The sequence below is a fragment of the Mycobacterium scrofulaceum genome, assembly GCF_002086735.1.
GTDB lineage: Bacteria > Actinomycetota > Actinomycetes > Mycobacteriales > Mycobacteriaceae > Mycobacterium > Mycobacterium scrofulaceum.
Genome location: NZ_MVIJ01000002.1, coordinates 149,933 through 163,257, shown reverse-complemented (window position 1 = coordinate 163,257; position 13,325 = coordinate 149,933). Strand labels below are relative to the sequence as shown.

The following is a 13,325-nucleotide window of genomic DNA, read 5'->3' as shown; positions in this document are numbered from 1 at the left end:
CGACAGTTTCGTTCGCGTATATCGGCGTGCCCAACAGTAACGGGCGTGTCCAACCTCCCGACACAGACCAAGTACCTGCATGCCTCGCGGGGCCGCCGGTCGGCGCCGCACTCGGGCGACGACCGGGAGCGGGCGATCCTGGCCACCGCGGAGCGGCTTCTGCAGGAACGGCCGCTGGCCGACTTTTCGGTGGACGATCTAGCAAAGGGCGCGGGGATTTCGCGGCCCACCTTCTACTTCTATTTCCCGTCGAAGAACGCGGTGCTGCTGTCGCTGCTCGACCAGATGAACAGCAAGGCGCAGGCGGCCCTCAGGGCGCTCGGCGGCATCTCCTCCGGCGACCCGGCGGAGCTGTGGCGCGCGCGCATCGAGGCGTTCTTCGAGGTGTCGGGTTCGCATCCGGCGGTCGCCGTGGCCGGCGCCGCGGCGAAGGCGACCAACCCGGAGGTGCGGCAGTTGTGGTCCACGCTCATGCAGCGGTGGATCTCGTTGACCACGGCGGCCATCAAGGCGGAGCGCGGTCGGGGCGCCGCCCCCGACACCGTCCCGGCCGAACAGCTGTCGGTCGCCCTCAACATGTTGAGCGAGCGGGTGATGGCCGCGACGTTCACCGCCGAGGACGAGGCGATGCCCGAGGACCGGGCGGTCGACACGCTGCTGCACATCTGGCTGGCCAGCATCTACCAGCGCTGACCGAGCGTTCGCCGGGCGCGGTCCAGGCTCTCGTCGATCAGCCGGTCCACCGCACCGAAGTAGGTCGGCGACGGCGGCTCCCCGACCAGCTCGGCGATCGCCTGTTGTTCCCCCAACACGTCGGCGGCGTCCAGGTTCTCCGACATCCGCTCGGCGTGCACCGCCAGCCCCGCCAGCAGCTCGCCGCACTGCGACCCGGCGACGACGGTGCGCCGGGCCAGGGTGCGCAGGGTGTCCCATTCGGCGTGCCATGCGCCGTCCGGCCGCTCGTCGTTGGCCAGCGCCGCGGCGGTGTGCAGGGTCGCCGCCAGCTGCGGCGCGGACACCGCGGCCCGGCGAATCAGGATGGACAACACGGGATTTCGTTTGTGCGGCATCGCCGACGAACGTCCGCGGTGCTCGCCGCCCGGCTCGCTCAGCTCACCGATCTCCGGGCGGGCCATGGTGACGAGGTCCGCGGCGATCCGGCCCCACGCGTCGGTGCAGCCGACGAACGCGTCCGCGGCGGCGGTGACCGGGGTCCGCGTCGTGTGCCAGGGGAACCGGGCGACCAAACCCAACGCCGTTGCCGCGTTACGCACCAAACCGGCGGAGACCACGGCCGGGTCGTCGGTGCCGGTCACCAGCGCGGCGAGCTCGGTGGTGGCCGCCAATGTTCCGGCGGCCCCGCCGATCTGGACGGGTGTGGTGAGCGTGGCCAACCCCTCGAAGGCGTCCACGACGCCGTTCAGCCAGCCGGCCACCTTCGCCCCGAACGTGGTCGGCGCCGCGTCCTGGGTGAGGGTGCGTGCCACCATGGGCGTCCCCCGGTGCAGGGCCGCGAGTTCGGTCAGCGTCAAGGCCTGGCCCCTGAGCTGCGCGGCCAGCTCGCCCGCGACCTCGCGCACGCCGAGCATCAGTCCGGTGTCCAGGACGTCCTGACTGGTCAGGCCGCGATGAATCCACGGCGCCACGGCCGGCGCGGCACGCTCCCGCAGCAGGGCGACGAGGCCGATCACCGGGTTGCCGCCGCCCTCGGCGGCGACCGCCACGGCTTCACAATCGTTGGCGGTCAACAACATCGGCAGATCGGCGCCGTCGCACTCCCGGGGCGCCAGGCCCGCGGCCACCAGGGCGTCCAGCCAGGCGGATTCCACCGCGACCATCGACGCCAGCAGCGCCCGGTCGCTCATGTGCTCGCCGGCGCGATGGTCTCCCGGCCACAACAGGTTGGTCATCGTCCGCCGTCCCGGTACGCCAGGAACACCGTTTCACGCGGGCCCTGCAGGTGGATGTCGAAACGGTAACCCGGGCAATCCGTTTCGGCGACGCAGAGCAGCGTGGCGCGCCGCCCGGCGTCGAGGCCCGCCAGCAGCGGATCGGCGCCCGGGTCGCCGCCGGGCAGGTAGGCGCGGGTGAACAATCGGTCCAGCAGGCCCCGCGCGAACACGGTGAGGGCGAAGAACGGCGGCCGCCCGTCGCCCGCCGAGCCGGGCGCCACGGTGGTGAAGCCGTAATGACCGGCGGGATCGGTCGCGCAGCGACCCCATCCCGTGAACGCGGCATCGTCGCGATCGCCGCGGCGCAGCGAACCGGGCCGTCGCACTATCCGCCCGCTGCCGTCGGTTTGCCACAGCTCGACCAGGGCGTCCGGCACGCCGTCGCCGGCGCCGTCGTAGACCGTGCCGCGCAGCCGGAGGGCGCCCGGCCGCCCGTCGCCGACCAGGGCGCTGTCACCGGGATAGGGCAAGCCTAGGTCGAGGAAGGGGCCCACCGTCTGCCCTGGCGTGCACGCACATTCACCCATCGTCGGCCTCGGTCGGCGTCCGGGCGTCACCGCCCAGCACGACGTCCCACCGATAGCCGGTCGCGTACTCCGGCTCGGTGAGGTCGTGGTCGTAGCGGGCGATCAGGAGTCGGCGCGCGGCGGGGTCGAGGACGGACTGGAAGATCGGGTCCAGGTCGAACAGCGGGTCGCCGGGGAAGTACATCTGGGTGACCAGGCGCTGCGGGAACGCGGTCCCGAAGACGGAGAAGTGGATGTGCGCGGGGCGCCACGCGTTGCGGTGGTTGCGCCACGGGTACGGGCCGGGCTTGATGGTCAGGAAGCGGTACGAGCCGTCGGACCCGGTCAGGCACCGCCCGGCGCCGGTGAAGTTGGGGTCGAGCGGGGCCGGGTGCCGGTCGCGCTGGTGGCGGTAGCGGCCGGCGGCGTTGGCCTGCCAGATCTCCATCAGCTGCCCCGCCACCGGTCGGCCCGACCCGTCGAGCACGCGCCCCGCGACGATCAAGCGCTCCCCCTGGGGCGGGCCCGGGTGGCCGGCCGTCAGGTCGGCCTCGAGCGGGTCCACGTCCTGCTGGCCGAAGCATGGCGCCCAGCGTTCGACCTCTTCGGGATCGACCGAAACCAGGGGCTGGTTGGGGTGGCGCAGGGCGGTGCCGCGGTAGGGCGGGTAGTCGAGCCGCGGCAGCGCCTCGCTCCCCCGGTATTCGGCTGCGATGGCGGCGATCTCGGCCGTGATGTCACCCTGAGACGCGACACACCCGGGGTTCATGAGTCGAGACGCTACTCTGGACGGCCCCGCGCACCGGAGCGAATGGGCGGGGCGGCCGGCGTTACAGCGAGCGCACCAGCGCCGCGCGCCCCTTGGTCCGCATCTTGTACAGCGCGGAGCCCCGGTATTGCTCCATCTTCGCGGCCATCTTGTTGCCCAGTTCCTCGAGCTCCGCGTCGGTGATCTTCACCTCGGGCGGAGCCGGAATCAGGTCGCGCTCCTCCTCGTCGGCGTGCGCCTCGAGCACGGTCTTGAAGGAGTTCCATTCGTCCTCGTAACCCGGCGAGCTCTGCGGAGTCTTGAGCAGAACGGAGAGCTGGTCGACCACCTGGCGGTGTTCCGCGTGGGCGACCGCGATCAGCTTGGTGGCGTCCTTGAGGGCCGGGTAGTACAGGTCGTCCTCGATGCGAAAGTGAATGTCGAGCTCGATCAGCATGTCGTCGAACAGGGCATGCCGCTCTTCGCTGTTCACCGGCGCCTCGCTGATCTTGCGACCGAGGCCTTTGATCACGATGTGGTGTTCTTTCAGGACGTCGTAAGCGTTCATTTGCCTTCCCCTTCTCCGATTCCCGCCGCTCCACCGAGCGCGGGCTCGGGCTCGCCTCGAACCTCGACCATTCCGTTGACCAATCTGGCCTGATAGCACGGCAGCGGGGCCGCCGCGGGGCCGCGCAGGACGTCTCCCGACTCGGCCGCGAACCACGAACCGTGCCAAGGGCATACGAGCCGGCCGCGGTCGACCCAGCCGTCGGCCATGGGAGCCGCCAGGTGCGGGCACAGTTCCCCGAACGCCGCGACCTCCCCCGGCTTGGTCTGACACACCACCAGACCCACCCCGTCGACCTCCACCCGCACCGGCTTCCCGTTCAGGGAACTCGCGGGGAGCACCGGCGTCCATTGCGTGGTACGCAGCCGCGCGCCCGACTGGTCGATGCCGACACCGGACTCGAACACCAACGCCCCGCCGAGGTAGCTGCCCGCGACGGTGATGCCGTAACCGAGTGCGGTCAGGGCGATGCCGCGGCCGTGCCGGCCCCGGCGGCGCTCCCACCAGGATTGCGCGTACAGCGCGGTGGCGGCCAGGTTCACCAGCCCGTGCACGGCGCCGACCCGGCGGTCGGCCTCGTGGGTGTGCTGCCAGTCGGTGACGCCGGTGACGGCCGACCCGATGCTGGCCAGGATCCCCACCCCCAGGGCGCGCGACGCGAACTTCGACGCGTCGCGCACCTCGGTCGCGGGCTGCCCGGGCAGCAGGCTGAGGGCGTCCAGCGCGACGGTGGTGCCCAGCGCGCCACTCGTCAGCGACGCCAGGGGCGGGTGCACCGGGTGGCCGAGCCACACTCCGTGCAGCGCGTTGGTAACGGTGTTGCGCGCGCTACCCAAGCCGTTGAATGCGAAGCTCAGCAGGTGCTCGAACCGGTAGCTCGGCCGGTCCAGCCACTCTTGACGCCCGATGGCGGACACCACTCGCGCTCCGAGTTTCTGCAACCGACCATCCGGTGATCGAGCAGCCATTGCACCAGTCCTCCCTCAGATGCGCCGCCGACGGATAGCAACGCACGCAGAATCGACTCGTTACCCCTTGGTTAACCGCGCGCTCACCTGCGCAGCAGAGCTGACGTGACCACCGTATCCCGGCATTCTGGCCGCGTGTTTGGTAGCAACCTGTGAGTTACCACAAAGCATTCTTGTAAATACCTGACCACGGATAGTGCCGGGTGAGCGGCACTATCCGTGGGTGTTTGACCGGCGGCGGGTGGATGCGGGATTCTACTTAGCGGAAGGCATCTCTGCAGAGCAGATAAACGGCGGCGTGAGGCGGTTACCGTGACAGTCCGGCGCGAGGCCATCGACGGCCTGGACCACGTATTCGCCGCCGTCCGCGAGGGGATGATCCCCGCCCACGTCTACAACGACAGGGAACTGTTCGCGCTCGAGAAGGAGCGACTGTTCGGCCGGGCGTGGACGTTCGTGGCGCACGAGTCCGAGATTCCGCGGGACGGCGACTACGTCGTGCGCCGGGTCCTCGACGACTCCTTCATCATCACGCGCGACGCCGGGGGCCAGGTGCGGGCGCTGTTCAACATGTGCTTGCACCGCGGCATGCAGGTGTGCCGCGCCGAGATGGGCAACGCCTCCAATTTCCGCTGCCCGTATCACGGCTGGACCTACCGCAACGACGGCCGGCTCACCGGCCTGCCGTTCCACCGGGAGGCCTACGGCGGCGAGGAGGGGTACCCCAGAAGCACCCAAAACTTGCTGCTCGCACCGCAATTCGCGAGCTACAACGGCCTGCTGTTCATCAACATGGACGCCGACGCCGAACCGCTCGAGGACTTCCTCGGCGACTTCAGGTTCTATCTGGACTTCTACACCAAACAGAGCGCCGGGGGCCTGGAAGTGCGGGGGCCGCAGCGCTGGCGCATCAAGGCCAACTGGAAGATCGGTGCCGAGAACTTCGCCGGCGACATGTACCACACGCCGCACACCCACGCGTCGATCGTCGACATCGGCCTGTTCCGCGAGCCGAAAGCGCAGAAGCGCAAGGACGGCGCCACCTACTGGGCGCACCGCGGCGGGGGCACCACCTACAAACTTCCCCCGGGCAGCTTCGACGAGAGGATGCGCTACGTCGGCTATCCCGACGAGATGATCGGCCGCGTCAAAGGCGTCTGGACGCCGCGGCAACAGCGGATGGTCGGTGAGGACGGTTTCATGATCTCGGCCGCCACCTGCTTTCCGAATCTCAGCTTCGTGCACAACTGGCCCAAGGTGCGTGACGGCCGGGCCGACGAGACCCTGCCGTTCATCTCGATCCGGCTCTGGCAGCCGATCAGCGAGAACGAAACCGAGGTCTGCTCGTGGTTCGCGGTGGACTCCGCCGCTCCCGACCAGTACAAACAGGATTCGTACAAGGCGTATTTGATGTGTTTCGGCTCGACCGGCATGTTCGAGCAGGACGACGTTGAGAACTGGGTGTCGCTGACCACGACGGCCGGCGGATCCATGGCGCGGCGGCTGCTGCTCAACAGCCGGATGGGCCTGCTGCCCGACGGCGGCCCCGTGGTCGAACCGCTGCCGCCTGAGTCGTTCCACGGTCCGGGACGCGCGCAGGTCGGCTACAACGAGCACAACCAGCGCGCGCTGCTGAACTTGTGGGCCGATTACCTGCAAGGGGCCCGCGCATGAGGAAGCCGTTGGCGTTCAACGATTCTCGGCACTTGCAGGCCCACCAGTTCCTGGTGGACGAGGCCTACCTGCTGGACGCCCAGCGGTACGACGCGTGGCTCGCGACGCTGACCGACGACGTCCGCTACGTGATGCCGGTGCGGGTCACCACCGCGCGCGGCGCCGGATTCGACACCTCGCCGGGGATGGCGCACTTCGACGAGGACAAGTACTCGCTGAGCCAGCGGGTGGCGCGGCTGGGCACCGAGCACGCCTGGGCCGAGGATCCGCCGTCGCGGCTGCGGCACTTCATCACCAACGTCCGCACCTTCGAGGGCGAGAACCCGGGACACCTGCTGGTCGAGTCGGCCGAGCTGCTGTTCCGCAGCCGCGGCGACGTGACCGAAAGCGCCGTGCTGTCGTGCGGTCGCGAGGACCTGCTGCGCTGGTGCGACGATGGCTGGAAGCTGGCCCGGCGCAACATCTTTGTCGACGAGTCGGTGCTGCGGATGCAGAACTTGGCGGTGTTCCTGTGAACGAACGCATGGACGAACTCATCGTGGTGGCCAACGAATTCGCCGAAGTCGAGGTGCGGCGGATGGACACCCGCAACGGGTCGCGGCTGCTGATCAGCGCACCCAGAACCGGGCGGTCGATCAGCCTCGACGCGCTGGAATTGGAGGCGCTGACGTGGCAGAACGCCCGCACACTGGCGACCATGGTCGGCAAGTGCGGCGCGCCGCTACTGCCCGGGAAAGCCGAGGGCGGCGATGACCGGCTGGCTTGAGGGCAAGCGCGCCCTGGTCGTCGGCGCCGGTTCGGGGATCGGCCGGGCGGTGCTGGATGCGTTTCTCGCCGAGGGCGCGAAAGTATGTGCGCTGGAACGTGATCCGGAGAAGTGCGACCGGCTGCGCGAGCAGTTGTCCGGCGTCGCGGTCGTCGAGGGCGACGCCATCACCCACGACGCCAACGAACGAGCGGTCGCCGCCGCGGTCGACGCGCACGGCGGGCTGGACACGCTGGTCAACTGCGTCGGAATCTTCGACTTCTACCGGGGCGTCGGCGACATCGACGCCGGCGACCTCCCGGACGCGTTCGACGAGATGTTTCGCGCCAACGTGCTGAGCCACCTGCAGTCGGTCAAGGCGGCGCTCCCCCGGCTGCGCGCCGGGGCGGGGCCCTCGATCGTGCTGACCGGGTCCGCGTCGTCGTTCTATCCCGGGCGCGGCGGGGCGCTGTACGTGTCGTCGAAGTTCGCCGTCCGCGGGCTGGTGGCCGCCCTGGCCCACGAGCTGGCGCCGCACATCCGGGTCAACGGGGTGGCCCCGGGCGGCACGCTGAACACCGACCTGCGCGGCCCGGCCAGCCTGGGCCTCGACGGTGTCCGCCTGGACGACACCCCCGACCGGGCCCGGGAGGTGGCCGCGCGTTCCCCGCTCAACGTGGCGCTCTCCGGGGAGGACCACGCGTGGAGTTTCGTGTTCCTGGCCTCCGACCGCGCCCGCGGCATCACCGGCGAAACCGTCCGCCCCGACGGCGGATTCGGGCTGGGCGCACCGCGATGACGGTCCTGGACGAGCAGCGCGCGCTGGTGGCCGAGGGTTGCCGGGTGGCCGCCGCCCGCGGCCTGGTCGACGGCATCCTCGGTCACCTGAGCCTGCGGGTGGACGACGAGCGCCTGCTCATCCGCTGCCGCAGCGACACCGACGCCGGGGTGGCCTACACCCGGCCCGGCGACATCCGGCTGATCACCTTCGACGGCGGCGCCGGCGCCGCGGGGGAACTCGACGGGTACCGCGTGCCCAACGAACTGCCCATCCACGTCGAAACCATGCTGGCCGATTCGCGGCACCGCGCCGTCGCCCATCTGCACCCGCCCGCCGTCGTCGCCGCCGACCTGGCCGGCCTCGCGATCCGGCCGATCTACGGCGCGTTCGACATCCCCGGCGCGTGGCTCGCGCGCGGCGGCGTGCCCGTCTACGAGCGCGCGGTGCTGATCCGCACCCCGGCGCTGGGCAAGGAGATGGTCGCGGCCATGCGTGGGCGGCCGTTGGTGATCTGCCGCGGGCACGGGATCACCAGCGCGGCGGCCACCGTGCAGCACGCGGTGCTGCAGGCGATCAGCGTCGACGCGCTGGCCCGCATGTCGCTGCGGGTGCGGGCCGCCGGCGGGACCCTGCGCGAGATCGACGGCGCCGACTGGGACGACCTGCCCGACCTGGGGCCCGCGTTCACCGCGGACGCCGCCTGGCGCCACGAGGTGGCGCGGCTGCCCCACATTTATGCTGACCACGATGGCGAAAAACGGCCTTGATCCCACCGCGCCGTTATGGCGTGCGGCGCAGGTGTTCCGGCTGCTGAGCTGCGTCTACGCCACCGGGTTCCAAATCGCCGTCAACCCGGATCTGCGCCGGCCCGCGCTGGGCTGGGCGCTGTTCGCCGTGCTCATCGGCTGGAGCGCGGCGTGCGCGGTCGCGTACCTGCGCGGCTTCGGCCGCCGGCCGGCGTGGGTGCTCGCCGAGCTCGTGATCGTCGTCCTGCTCATGGCGTCGAACACCATCGTCACCAACCCACAGTGGGCGGCCGACAACCAGACCTGGCCGACGACGCTGTGGGCCAGCAACCCCACGATCTCGGCGGCCATCCAGTTCGGCCCGGCCGGCGGCATGCTCACGGGCCTAGTGGTGATGGCCACCAATTTCGCGGTCAAGAACTATCTCGCCCTCAACCTGGGGCACAACGCCACCGTCATCATCGAGCTGGCGATCGGCCTGGCGATCGGCATGGCCGCGCAAACCGCGCGGCGCGCCCACGCCGAGCTGCAGCAGGCCGCCCGGTTGACGGCCGCCGCGCAGGAGCGGGAACGCCTGTCCCGCCAAGTCCACGACGGGGCCATCCAGGTGCTGGCGCTGGTGGCCAAGAAGGGTCACGAAATCGGTGGCGCCACCGCCGAACTCGCCGACCTCGCCAGCGAGCAAGAACGTGCGCTGCGCCGGTGGCTGGCCAGCACGGACGTCGACCCGGACACCGACGGCGCCACCGTCGACCTGTGCGTCCTGCTGCGCCGCCGGGAATCCGACCGGGTGTCGCTCAGCCTCCCCGCGACGCCGGTGCCGCTGGGCCGCCGGGCGGGCACCGAGCTCGACGCGGCGGTGGGCAACGCCCTGGACAACGTGGGCGCACACGCCGGGCCCGACGCGCACGCGTTCGTTCTGGTGGAAGACCTCGGCGATTCCGTCGTGGTGAGCGTCCGCGACGACGGTGTGGGTATCGCCGCCGGCCGGCTCGACGAAGCGGCCGGCCAAGGGCGCCTGGGCATCTCGCAATCGATCGTCGGGCGGTTGGCGTCGCTGGGCGGCACCGCGCAACTGCACAGCGAACCCGGCGAAGGCACCGAGTGGGAGTTGCGCGTCCCCCGCGGGGAGGCAGCCCATGGCCGCTGAGACCCCCACGACCGTGATGGTCGTCGACGACCATCCCATCTGGCGTGACGCGGTCGCGCGCGACTTGGCCGAGGCCGGGTTCGCCGTGGTCGCCACCGCCGACAGCGTCGCCGCCGCGCGGCGGCGGGCGGCCGTGGTCAAACCCGGCGTGGTGGTGATGGACATGCAGCTGCCCGACGGTGACGGAGCGCAGGCGACCGCGGGAGTGCTCGCGGTCTCCCCCTCGTCGCGGGTGCTGGTGCTGTCGGCCTCCGACGAGCGCGACGACGTCTTGGAAGCCGTCAAGGCCGGCGCGACCGGGTATCTGGTCAAGAGCGCCTCCAAATCCGAACTGGCGCAAGCGGTGACGGCGACGGCCGAGGGCCGCGCCGTATTCACCCCCAGCCTGGCGGGGCTGGTGTTGGGTGAATACCGGCGCATCGCGCAGAACCGTGACGACGGTCCCGGCCGGCCCAACCTCACCGAACGCGAGACAGAGGTGCTGCGCCACGTGGCAAAGGGGCTGTCCGCCAAGCAGATCGCCCAGAGGCTCTCGCTCAGCCACCGCACGGTGGAAAACCATGTGCAGGCGACCTTTCGGAAACTCCAGGTCGCCAACCGGGTGGAGCTGGCGCGCTACGCCATCGAGCACGGCCTCGACGAAGAGCCGTGACCCGCGGGGCGGCCAGCCGAGGGCCCCGCGGGTCAACGGATTCCGCGGCTACCCGAGGGCCCCGACGAGGCGCTTGGCCTGTGCGGCGGCCAGCACGCGGGCGCCCACCAACGCGGTCACCATCACGGCCATGCACACCAGGCCCTCGTCCTTGAGACCCCACCTGATGGCGGCGAGGATCGCCACGCCCGCGACGCACAGCAGGGCGCCGACGGCCGCTCCCCGGCCGCGGGCAGTCACCGCGGGGGCGCCGTCCCAGCCCGACAGCGGGTTGTTCTCCAGCGGCCGCAGCGCGACGAAAAGCACCGCCAACGCGACGATCACGACCAACAGCTGCGCGACGCTGACGGCGAGGAAGTCGTGCGCGCCGGGGTAGCGCGGGCAGCCGAGGTAGTCGAAGGCCAGATGCACGCCCAGCAGCACCGGCATGTGCCACAGGTACAGGGTCATGGCCCCGGAGTTCCCGATCGCGGTCCACCACCACACCCGCGGTCGCCGGGCCCAGCGTGCGATGGCCGGCGCGGCGGCGATCGCCAGGGCGCTCAGGATGATCGCGTGCCCGGCCAGCAGCAACGAGGGCGGGCTGGTGTTGGACAGCTGGTGATCGCCGGTGCCGACCATGCTGATCTGGTACGGGCCCCAGCGCACCAGCGCAACGTCGACGGCGAACAGAACGGCCGCGACGGCCAGGGCGGCGCGCCGGCTCAGCAGCCGGCGGCGGTAGGCGATGCCGAACATGGCCGGGATGAGCCAAACGGCCAGGTTGAGGTAGCCCAGGGGCATGGCGGCCGGGTGATGCAGCCGGACGGCGTCGACCAGCGCGATGGCCCCGTAGACGCCGGCCACACCGAGGGCCAGCCGGCCCGCGGTGGTGATGCGGTACAGCATGGGCATGGCGGCCAGCACCAGCACGTAGGCGCCCAAGAACCACAGCAGTTGCGTGCTGACGCCGGCCACCGGCTCGTAGACGTGTTGCGGCAGGACCAGCGACAGCACCGTCAGCGCCACCGCCCAGAACGCAAGGTAGTAGAACACCGGCCGGAACAGCCTGGCGCAGCGTTTCATCAGCCAGTCGCCCCAGTTCGTCCCGGCGGACCACGAAGACGCGCAGGCCGCGGCGCCGGCGAAGAAGAAGAGCGGCATGATCTGCAGGAGCCAGGTCGCGGCCTGGAACACCACCGAGGTGGTCAGCAGGTTGTCCCAGATCAAAACGTGGTTTTCGATGATGCTGGCGGCCATCACGGTGTGGCCGAGCACCACACCGATCAGCGACGCGATGCGGATGACGTCGAGAGCGCGGTCGCGGCCGGCCGGAGTGGCCGCCGCCACCTCGGCGACGTCGGGAAATCTCGTGAGGACTGCCATGTGAATGTCACCGGACCTTTCGGAAAAATACTGTGGGAAAACGGATTTAGGCGGCGCTGCCCAGGGGAAGTGCTATTTCGGACGCCATGCACTTAGCATCGCCGGTCGCGCACGGCCTGCGCCCGCGCAGTTCTACGCGTTGCGCCCGGGTAGTACTACTCAGTTCGCGGCGGCGTTGAGCGGGTCATAGTCGGCCAGCAGTCTTTCAATGCGTGCTTCGTCGAGGCGCACCCGCACCGTCGCGGCCTCCTGTTGGTCGCGGATCACCTTGGCCAGCGTGAACGCGCTCGACACCAAGAACAGGAAGGTGATGCCGAGGAAGGCCCGCTGCCACGCGTCGAGCGGAAGCAAGTAGATACCGCCCAGCGCGGTCATGAAGCTGATCGCGAAGGCGACAGCGGCCTGAACGAAAAACGCGGCTGTGGTTTTGGACATGCTGTTGGGAACGGTCATGCCAAATAGCCTGCGGCAGCGAGCTGCTCGCCGAATCCGTAGGACTACTCAATTCCGCCGTCACCCGTCGCCGCGACAACAGGCCGACCGCGCTTGCGGCACAAGCTTTAACGGCCGGCGCACACTCGCCGAACCTGGCCTAGACGCCGCCGTCGGCCAGGGCGGTGCCTCAGCCCAACTGATCGCCAATCTCCTTGGCGGCCTTGCCAAGAGCGGCGGCAACCGTCGCGCACCTGGCGTCATCCAGCCGGCTTTGCGGTGCGGCCGCGTTGAGCGCGAGGCGCAGGCCAGGCGCCCGCGCCGGGATGAGCACCGCGACCGAGGCGACGCCCTCCTCGCTCTCCTCGCGGTTGACGGCGTACCCGCGCGCGCGAATGGCGGCCAGCTCGGCCTCCAGCTCGGTCCGGCTGCCGATCGAGGACGAGGTGATGCGGTCCAGCCGCTCGTGCGGCAACAGCTGACGCAGCTCGGCCTCCGGCAGCTGGGCCAGCATGACCTTGCCCGTCGAGGTGCAATGCGCCGGCATGCTGCGGCCCAACCGGGAGGCCACCCGGACGGCGGCCGGGCCCTCGACGGCGGCGACGAAGCGGACGCCGGCCCCGTCCAGCATGCCGACGTGGATCGTTTCGCGCAGCTGCTCGGCGAGGCCACGCATGATCGGCGCCGCCGAGCGCTGGATGTCGATGCGGCCGAAGATCGCGAACGCCACCCCGGTCAGCGACGGGCCGGGCAGGTAGGCCTTCGACACCGGGTCTTGCCGGACGAACCCGCGGTAGGCCAGCATCGCCAGCAGCCGATGCGCGGTGGACGACGCCACGCCCAGGTAGCGGGTGGCCTCGCTCAACCGGATCTGGGGCCGTTCGCCCAGCAACAGCAGCAGCTTGAGCGCGTTGTCTACCGACTCGATCGGATACTGCGGCGCAAGCGAATCGGCGCCCGGCGCTTCCGCGTCCCCGGCGTCCCGCTCACGCTTACCCGGCATGACAGTGAAGGTACCCGCGGACCACCCGCGCCGGT

Annotated in this window: 16 protein-coding genes; 8 read left to right on the top strand and 8 right to left on the bottom strand. The window is 70.4% G+C overall.

The features are described 5' to 3' along the window. Positions 1–45 precede the first annotated feature (45 nt). Positions 46–693 (top strand): TetR/AcrR family transcriptional regulator, encoded by a 648-nt coding sequence (locus BST44_RS02930; protein ID WP_083175006.1) that lies wholly within the window; start codon positions 46–48, stop codon positions 691–693. Here BST44_RS02930 and BST44_RS02925 read toward each other — a convergent pair. The 5 genes from BST44_RS02925 to BST44_RS02905 all read right to left on the bottom strand — a co-directional run bounded on the left by BST44_RS02925 (position 681) and on the right by BST44_RS02905 (position 4,742). Then, positions 681–1,910 (bottom strand): lyase family protein, encoded by a 1,230-nt coding sequence (locus tag BST44_RS02925; RefSeq protein WP_083175004.1) that lies wholly within the window; start codon positions 1,908–1,910, stop codon positions 681–683. The two genes, BST44_RS02930 and BST44_RS02925, sit on opposite strands and share 13 nt — an antisense overlap. Then, positions 1,907–2,479, bottom strand: a complete 573-nt coding sequence (gene pcaG / locus BST44_RS02920; RefSeq protein WP_083175002.1) for a protocatechuate 3,4-dioxygenase subunit alpha — start codon at positions 2,477–2,479, stop codon at positions 1,907–1,909. Before pcaG ends, BST44_RS02925 begins: the two co-directional genes overlap by 4 nt. Beyond that, positions 2,472–3,227, bottom strand: a complete 756-nt coding sequence (gene pcaH, locus BST44_RS02915) for a protocatechuate 3,4-dioxygenase subunit beta (RefSeq protein WP_083175001.1) — start codon at positions 3,225–3,227, stop codon at positions 2,472–2,474. The genes pcaG and pcaH overlap by 8 nt, the downstream gene beginning before the upstream one ends. A gap of 61 nt (positions 3,228–3,288) precedes the next feature. Continuing rightward, positions 3,289–3,774: a hemerythrin domain-containing protein gene (locus BST44_RS02910; protein WP_083174999.1), complete on the bottom strand. Its 486-nt coding sequence runs from the start codon at positions 3,772–3,774 to the stop codon at positions 3,289–3,291. Then, complete coding sequence (locus BST44_RS02905; RefSeq protein WP_083174998.1) at positions 3,771–4,742, bottom strand: Rieske (2Fe-2S) protein; 972 nt, start codon at positions 4,740–4,742, stop codon at positions 3,771–3,773. The genes BST44_RS02910 and BST44_RS02905 overlap by 4 nt, the downstream gene beginning before the upstream one ends. A gap of 375 nt (positions 4,743–5,117) precedes the next feature. Here BST44_RS02905 and BST44_RS02900 point away from each other — a divergent pair, with 375 nt between their 5' ends. The 7 genes from BST44_RS02900 to BST44_RS02870 are packed head-to-tail and all read left to right on the top strand — an operon-like array spanning position 5,118 to position 10,490. Next, a complete protein-coding gene (locus BST44_RS02900) occupies positions 5,118–6,416 on the top strand; it encodes an aromatic ring-hydroxylating dioxygenase subunit alpha (RefSeq protein ID WP_083175103.1) in 1,299 nt (432 codons plus the stop codon). After that, complete coding sequence (locus tag BST44_RS02895; protein ID WP_083174996.1) at positions 6,413–6,931, top strand: 3-phenylpropionate/cinnamic acid dioxygenase subunit beta; 519 nt, start codon at positions 6,413–6,415, stop codon at positions 6,929–6,931. Before BST44_RS02900 ends, BST44_RS02895 begins: the two co-directional genes overlap by 4 nt. 8 nt (positions 6,932–6,939) lie before the next feature. Further along, positions 6,940–7,182, top strand: coding sequence for a dihydrodiol dehydrogenase (locus BST44_RS02890; RefSeq protein WP_083175102.1), 243 nt, complete (start codon positions 6,940–6,942; stop codon positions 7,180–7,182). Then, the gene (gene hcaB, locus BST44_RS02885) at positions 7,166–7,960 is read left to right on the top strand and encodes a 3-(cis-5,6-dihydroxycyclohexa-1,3-dien-1-yl)propanoate dehydrogenase (protein ID WP_083174994.1); all 795 of its coding nucleotides are present in this window, start codon (positions 7,166–7,168) and stop codon (positions 7,958–7,960) included. The genes BST44_RS02890 and hcaB overlap by 17 nt, the downstream gene beginning before the upstream one ends. After that, on the top strand, positions 7,957–8,709 hold the full coding sequence (gene phtC / locus BST44_RS02880) for a 3,4-dihydroxyphthalate decarboxylase (RefSeq protein WP_083174993.1): 753 nt from the start codon (positions 7,957–7,959) through the stop codon (positions 8,707–8,709). The genes hcaB and phtC overlap by 4 nt, the downstream gene beginning before the upstream one ends. After that, complete coding sequence (gene macS, locus BST44_RS02875) at positions 8,678–9,838, top strand: MacS family sensor histidine kinase (protein ID WP_083174991.1); 1,161 nt, start codon at positions 8,678–8,680, stop codon at positions 9,836–9,838. Before phtC ends, macS begins: the two co-directional genes overlap by 32 nt. Then, a complete protein-coding gene (locus BST44_RS02870; protein WP_083174990.1) occupies positions 9,828–10,490 on the top strand; it encodes a response regulator in 663 nt (220 codons plus the stop codon). Before macS ends, BST44_RS02870 begins: the two co-directional genes overlap by 11 nt. A gap of 48 nt (positions 10,491–10,538) precedes the next feature. Here BST44_RS02870 and BST44_RS02865 read toward each other — a convergent pair whose 3' ends face one another. The 3 genes from BST44_RS02865 to BST44_RS02855 form a co-directional block, all read right to left on the bottom strand. After that, positions 10,539–11,855, bottom strand: coding sequence for an acyltransferase family protein (locus BST44_RS02865; RefSeq protein WP_083174988.1), 1,317 nt, complete (start codon positions 11,853–11,855; stop codon positions 10,539–10,541). Positions 11,856–12,014: 159 nt separating this feature from the next. Then, the gene (locus BST44_RS02860; RefSeq protein ID WP_083174987.1) at positions 12,015–12,308 is read right to left on the bottom strand and encodes a YiaA/YiaB family inner membrane protein; all 294 of its coding nucleotides are present in this window, start codon (positions 12,306–12,308) and stop codon (positions 12,015–12,017) included. A 169-nt stretch (positions 12,309–12,477) separates the two neighbouring features. After that, a complete protein-coding gene (locus BST44_RS02855; RefSeq protein WP_083174985.1) occupies positions 12,478–13,290 on the bottom strand; it encodes an IclR family transcriptional regulator in 813 nt (270 codons plus the stop codon). Between the last annotated feature and the right edge of the window lie 35 nt (positions 13,291–13,325).

Coding starts and splice junctions, on each gene's coding strand:
- BST44_RS02925 (WP_083175004.1), bottom strand. CDS start 1,910: ATGACCAACCTGTTGTGGCCGGGAGACCATCGCGCCGGCGAGCACATG.
- pcaG (WP_083175002.1), bottom strand. CDS start 2,479: ATGGGTGAATGTGCGTGCACGCCAGGGCAGACGGTGGGCCCCTTCCTC.
- pcaH (WP_083175001.1), bottom strand. CDS start 3,227: ATGAACCCCGGGTGTGTCGCGTCTCAGGGTGACATCACGGCCGAGATC.
- BST44_RS02910 (WP_083174999.1), bottom strand. CDS start 3,774: ATGAACGCTTACGACGTCCTGAAAGAACACCACATCGTGATCAAAGGC.
- BST44_RS02905 (WP_083174998.1), bottom strand. CDS start 4,742: ATGGCTGCTCGATCACCGGATGGTCGGTTGCAGAAACTCGGAGCGCGA.
- BST44_RS02900 (WP_083175103.1), top strand. CDS start 5,118: ATGATCCCCGCCCACGTCTACAACGACAGGGAACTGTTCGCGCTCGAG.
- BST44_RS02895 (WP_083174996.1), top strand. CDS start 6,413: ATGAGGAAGCCGTTGGCGTTCAACGATTCTCGGCACTTGCAGGCCCAC.
- BST44_RS02890 (WP_083175102.1), top strand. CDS start 6,940: ATGGACGAACTCATCGTGGTGGCCAACGAATTCGCCGAAGTCGAGGTG.
- hcaB (WP_083174994.1), top strand. CDS start 7,166: ATGACCGGCTGGCTTGAGGGCAAGCGCGCCCTGGTCGTCGGCGCCGGT.
- phtC (WP_083174993.1), top strand. CDS start 7,957: ATGACGGTCCTGGACGAGCAGCGCGCGCTGGTGGCCGAGGGTTGCCGG.
- macS (WP_083174991.1), top strand. CDS start 8,678: ATGCTGACCACGATGGCGAAAAACGGCCTTGATCCCACCGCGCCGTTA.
- BST44_RS02870 (WP_083174990.1), top strand. CDS start 9,828: ATGGCCGCTGAGACCCCCACGACCGTGATGGTCGTCGACGACCATCCC.
- BST44_RS02865 (WP_083174988.1), bottom strand. CDS start 11,855: ATGGCAGTCCTCACGAGATTTCCCGACGTCGCCGAGGTGGCGGCGGCC.
- BST44_RS02860 (WP_083174987.1), bottom strand. CDS start 12,308: ATGACCGTTCCCAACAGCATGTCCAAAACCACAGCCGCGTTTTTCGTT.
- BST44_RS02855 (WP_083174985.1), bottom strand. CDS start 13,290: ATGCCGGGTAAGCGTGAGCGGGACGCCGGGGACGCGGAAGCGCCGGGC.